This is a genomic window from Ferroglobus sp., from assembly GCF_015521575.1.
Classification (GTDB): domain Archaea; phylum Halobacteriota; class Archaeoglobi; order Archaeoglobales; family Archaeoglobaceae; genus Ferroglobus.
In genome coordinates, this window is sequence record NZ_WANY01000157.1 from 1 (window position 1) to 4,560 (window position 4,560).

At 42.4% G+C, this 4,560-nt stretch carries 8 protein-coding genes; 5 read left to right on the forward strand and 3 right to left on the reverse strand.

Going from position 1 to position 4,560, the window contains the following annotated elements:
* The 4 genes from F7C14_RS06415 to F7C14_RS06430 form a co-directional block, all read left to right on the forward strand.
* Positions 1-764 (forward strand): FAD/NAD(P)-binding oxidoreductase (locus tag F7C14_RS06415; protein WP_290901040.1); only part of this gene is annotated, 764 nt, incomplete at its 5' end.
* Between the two features lie 10 nt (positions 765-774).
* Positions 775-1,164: a DUF1641 domain-containing protein gene (locus F7C14_RS06420; RefSeq protein ID WP_290901043.1), complete on the forward strand. Its 390-nt coding sequence runs from the start codon at positions 775-777 to the stop codon at positions 1,162-1,164.
* Positions 1,165-1,205: 41 nt separating this feature from the next.
* Complete coding sequence (locus F7C14_RS06425) at positions 1,206-1,625, forward strand: hypothetical protein (RefSeq protein ID WP_290901045.1); 420 nt, start codon at positions 1,206-1,208, stop codon at positions 1,623-1,625.
* Positions 1,592-2,119, forward strand: coding sequence for a PUA domain-containing protein (locus F7C14_RS06430; RefSeq protein WP_290901047.1), 528 nt, complete (start codon positions 1,592-1,594; stop codon positions 2,117-2,119). The genes F7C14_RS06425 and F7C14_RS06430 overlap by 34 nt, the downstream gene beginning before the upstream one ends.
* Here F7C14_RS06430 and F7C14_RS06435 read toward each other — a convergent pair.
* Positions 2,113-2,529 (reverse strand): hypothetical protein, encoded by a 417-nt coding sequence (locus F7C14_RS06435; RefSeq protein WP_290901049.1) that lies wholly within the window; start codon positions 2,527-2,529, stop codon positions 2,113-2,115. The genes F7C14_RS06430 and F7C14_RS06435 overlap by 7 nt on opposite strands.
* Positions 2,530-2,577: 48 nt before the next feature.
* Here F7C14_RS06435 and F7C14_RS06440 point away from each other — a divergent pair, with 48 nt between their 5' ends.
* Positions 2,578-3,432 carry a lysylphosphatidylglycerol synthase transmembrane domain-containing protein gene (locus F7C14_RS06440; RefSeq protein WP_290901052.1) on the forward strand — a complete coding sequence of 285 codons (855 nt, stop codon included), beginning with the start codon at positions 2,578-2,580 and terminating at the stop codon, positions 3,430-3,432.
* Here the strand turns inward: F7C14_RS06440 and F7C14_RS06445 are convergent.
* Complete coding sequence (locus tag F7C14_RS06445; protein WP_290901054.1) at positions 3,404-4,210, reverse strand: MBL fold metallo-hydrolase; 807 nt, start codon at positions 4,208-4,210, stop codon at positions 3,404-3,406. The genes F7C14_RS06440 and F7C14_RS06445 overlap by 29 nt on opposite strands.
* A 39-nt stretch (positions 4,211-4,249) precedes the next feature.
* On the reverse strand, positions 4,250-4,560 hold a 311-nt coding region (locus F7C14_RS06450), incomplete at its 5' end, for a YkgJ family cysteine cluster protein (protein ID WP_290901056.1).

Here is a 4,560-nt window from a genome sequence, read left to right on the forward strand (position 1 = left end):
GGTTCTACAATTACGAGGGAGCGGTAAAACTTAGAGAAGCTTTAGCGAACTTCGCTGGAGGAAAGATCGTTGTGAGTGTTATGGGAGTCCCTCATAAATGTCCGGTAGCTCCGATAGAAGTTACGTTCATGCTCCACGACTTTTTAAAGCTTCATGGAATTAGAGACAGGAGCCAAATAGTCTACACGTACCCCATAAACAAGGTTTTTACGATGGATCCCGTTGCCGAAATGGTTGAACGTATGTTTGAGGAGAGAGGAATAGAATACAGAACGTTTTTCAATCCGATAGAGGTCGACGCGAAGAACAGAAAAATAATTACGCTCGAAGGAGAAGAAGAGAGCTTCGATTTGCTCATATCGATTCCTCCGCATAAAGGAGCTAAAGTTATCTTCGACTCGGGAATCGGAGACAAGAGCGGATTCGTTCCGACGGACAGATTTACCCTCAGAGTTGAGGGTTACGATAACGCCTATGCTGTAGGAGATGCCACCAACTTGCCTGTTAGCAAAGCTGGAAGCGTTGCCCACTTCGAAGCTGAGGTTGTAAGCGAGAACATAGCGGCTGAGATAAAAGGCTATCCACCTACAGCCGTTTACACGGGAAAAGCCTTCTGTTTCATAGAAACGGGGTTCGAAGAAGCTACCTACATCTGGTTCGATTACTACACGCCTCCGATGCCGGTTAAGCCAAACAAGTTCGTCCACTGGATGAAAATGGCGTACAACAAAGCGTATTGGCTAACAGCAAGAGGAATTCTGTGAGGTGGTTGAAATGAGCGTTCAGAAAGTTGTTGAGGAAAACGAAGAAATTCTCGCCAAAGCGGTAGAAAAGCTGATATGGCTTGAGAAAAGCGGGAGCTTAGACGCTCTGATCGATCTCGTCTCGCTGATAAAGCTAATCCAAGATTCGATAAGCGATGCTGTGGTTTTGAAGCATGCGGAAGTTATAACAGACCTCGGTTTAATCTCGGCTAAATTCACGAACGACAGAGCTCTGATGTTGCTCAACGCTATTGGCGATGCCATATGCATGTGCGAAAAAGAGCCGAAACCAGCTGGAATTAAAGATCTCATAACAGCCCTTAGAGATCCCGACGTAAAAGTAGCGCTGGGAATGATCCTAAACATTCTCAAACAACTCGGAAAGAACTTGCAAAAATGAGCAAAATCTTTAATTACCATTTTTTCAACTAACTTTTTTCGATGTACAAGTATCCGAAGGAGATAATTTCCGACATATACCTTTCGAAGATAGGAGGATTCAGCGAGGAGCTTAGTAAAGAGGAAATGGGGATAAATATTAAAGCCATTTACACGAATACTTCCATCATTCCGGAGGAAACTTTCTGCAGAATAAGATTTTTCGAAGAAAAAAGCAAGCCGTACTTTTTGAAAAAGAGGTTCAAAATAGTTGGGATAGAGGAGGACATGGAGTCCTATGATATGACAAGGGATGGAGAAGTTGTGTTCAGTGAAGAGGTTAGGGAAGAGTTGAAAAACAAAGTCGGTGAGGCTGTAATAATCAACACCGTCGAAAGCTTCAGGTTCGACGGGGATTACTCGAATTTGATAAACTACCTTTCAAAGTTATGGCGATTCGAAAGCCAACGAAGAAGGAACTGAAAGTCATAAGAAAAGCTCTTGCAGCTTTCGGAAGCATAGATTTTCTAAGCGATTTTTCCATTTACGTTAAAGAGGGAGAAAAGAAGGAAGTTTACGCCGTTTCTAAGGACTTAGATTCTCTTATAGGAAAGCTCAACGAAGTATCTTTCGGGATAAAAATAGGCGAGGTCGGTAGGAGGTTTAGGTTTACCTTGGAAGGAGCTTTTTTCCTCGTGAAGAAGAACAAAAAAAAGGTATACGTTAACGAGAAGGGAGAAATGCTCTTTCTTTACGGCAGGGACATATTCCGAGAGTCTCTGATTGAAGTGACGAAGGACGTTAAAGAGAACGACATTGTTTTCGTCTGCAATAAAAGGGGTGACATTCTCGGAATAGGAAAAACAAGGTTCGATGCTGAGAGAATTTTTGATGTCGAGGAGGGAAGGGTTGTTGTTGAAAACCTCGTTGATAGGGGGGAGTACATAAGAAAAGAGAGGCTATACAACGCTTATTGAAGAACCACGTACATAAACCACAGAATGAACGAAAGAATTCCGAGAACTAACGAAAATACTGAAATCTTCATCCAGAAGTTTTTCTTTTTCAAACTCAAGTAATACCTTCTCTCGATAGTCTGAAAATCCTCTCTTTCGAAGAAAACGAGCTGGGTAAATTTGGGATAGAGTAAAAGAAGAGAAGAAACCATTGAAACCAAGACGAGGGAAATTGGAACGCTCACGAGTATCACGTCGTAAGTTGTAATCCTCTCCGAAGCGAAGGCGATCATGAAAGCGACAATACCGACTATCAGCGTTAAAACTCCGTTTGATGCCTTGATTATTATGTCGGTTTTATCGTCCATCGTTTTTAAGTGATTCAGCATGAACTTGACTTCCTCTATTTCCTTCTCGCTAAAGTTTTTCACGAATCTTAATTCCGAAATTAAATTAAATAAATTCTCCCTCGTGCTTTCATGGATTTTAAAAAATTGGTAGGCATCGCAGTGCTTCTTCTGATAATTTTCGCCTTTAAGGATTCGATAAGATACATCTTGGAGGTCGATCCAACGTTTTTCTTACTTTCGGTGCTCTCTTATTTCAGCTTGAACGTTCTTCTCGCTTACAGGATGCTTTATCTTTTTAAAAAACTTGGAGAGAACTCAAGTTTTTCAAGTGTGTTTAGCGCTCATATGGCGGCTATAGTAACAAGCGACGTAACTCCGGGAAGATCGGGATACTTAGCTTTTCCCAAGTTTGGGGAAAAGTACGGACTAAACTTCAGGGTTTCTACAGCTTCTCTCTTCAGCACCCAAGCAGTTGAGATGATCGTGAAAGTTTTCGGATCGAGCTTAGCAATTCTCTACCTTCTCTCTCCAGAAGAACTCGTAGCTATATCCCTCCCAGCTTTTTTAACCGTTTTAGCATCACTTTATTTGTGGACAGACGCAATTCCGATTAAATTCAAAAGAATTGAAAAAATCAGGGAGTACTCGAAGCTTACGAGAAGGCACATTCCAGAACTTCTCTTTCTCACGGTAATCGGCTGGTTTTTGGTGGGAGCCCAGTGGTTCTTTGTTTCCAAAGCGATGAACTTGAATCTCAGCTTTTTTGAATCCATGCTCCTTCAAGCCTTGCTGAGCCTTGCTATGTTCATCCCCCTTACTCCAGCTGGGGCAGGATTCTTCGAAGGGGGAACGGCTTTCGTCTTTTCTACCTTTGGCGTTTCTCCAGAGAAGGCAATTGCCTTCGCATTGCTTATCAGAGCGAGCACTATTATCGCAGACTCTCCCGGAATTTACTTCATCCTCTCTCGAGAACGCGTTTCTTGAGCATTGTGGCTGTGAGTTTCATTGTGTCTTCGGGATACAAGCTGACCTCTTCTACGTAGAAGTACTTGAAGAGTTCGTCATCGCTCATCTCTTTTACCTTCTCTGCAAGCTTTAGAGTCTCTTCTTTTGCAATTTCAAAAATTCTGTCAACTTCCTTTCCTACGAAATACCTGTTGTGACTCAAGCCAAGAACGTAAGGCTTTATTGCCGCGAGCTTTTCGAGAGTTTTTACGTATTCGTTAAAGTCAGCAAAATACATCGGGATAACTTTTCCAGAAGAGGTGACGTAGCCAAGATAATCCGAGGCGAGAAGAACGTTGTGCTTCCTTGAATACAGCGAAATTGCATCCTTCGAATGACCAAAGCTTTCGATAACTTCCAGACCGTTTACCTCGTCCCCTTCCCTGACAGTCACATCTACTCTTCCCGAGAATTCGATGTTGTATTCGTCTCCGTAAGCCTTTTTGCAAAGCTCCCTGTCGTCTTTCACCCAAGAAGCTTTGACTTTCTCCTTCTCAAATAGTTTAGCCAGATTTTCGTGGGCAACAACCCTTGCTTCCGGATACTGCTCAAGCAAAACGCTTAAGCCAGCAACGTGGTCAAAATGTCCATGGGGAACCACTATGTACTCAATTTCTTCTTCAAATTCTTCAAGCAGTTTAGAAGCGCTGCAAGTCAGCCCGGCTTCGAATAAAACCTTCTCCTTCTCGAAGTAGTAGTAGTTCATTATTCCTACTTTGTACAGCTTAACTCCATCAACGAGCTCGATAACTTCCATGGAAAATTTTAAAGAATTGATTATAATTAAATTTATCGATTACAGCTCGTTGAAAATCGATTGTATGTGCTTCTTAAGTGCTCTTTCGACCTTTTTCAGCGTTAACTTGCTGACCGAATTGGCTAAAGGACAAAAATCGTGAACCACTGCTCTTTTCCTCTCAACATCCCACACGATTGGGTAGAGCTTGCAACCGAAGGGTCTGAATTCGTATATGGAACACTTGCCGTTTCTCAGGAAAAAGCACTTGCCGTTGACGTTCTTCAAAACCCTCACACCGTCTTTAATCTCGCTGAACTCATCAACCTTGTATCCAAGCTTTTCTATCCTCTTTATATCGTGCTTGCTCA

Excerpts from the sequence above, each read along its gene's own strand:
- F7C14_RS06420 (WP_290901043.1), top strand. The coding sequence starts at position 775 with ATGAGCGTTCAGAAAGTTGTTGAGGAAAACGAAGAAATTCTCGCCAAA.
- F7C14_RS06425 (WP_290901045.1), top strand. The coding sequence starts at position 1,206 with ATGTACAAGTATCCGAAGGAGATAATTTCCGACATATACCTTTCGAAG.
- F7C14_RS06430 (WP_290901047.1), top strand. The coding sequence starts at position 1,592 with ATGGCGATTCGAAAGCCAACGAAGAAGGAACTGAAAGTCATAAGAAAA.
- F7C14_RS06440 (WP_290901052.1), top strand. The coding sequence starts at position 2,578 with ATGGATTTTAAAAAATTGGTAGGCATCGCAGTGCTTCTTCTGATAATT.
- F7C14_RS06445 (WP_290901054.1), bottom strand. The coding sequence starts at position 4,210 with ATGGAAGTTATCGAGCTCGTTGATGGAGTTAAGCTGTACAAAGTAGGA.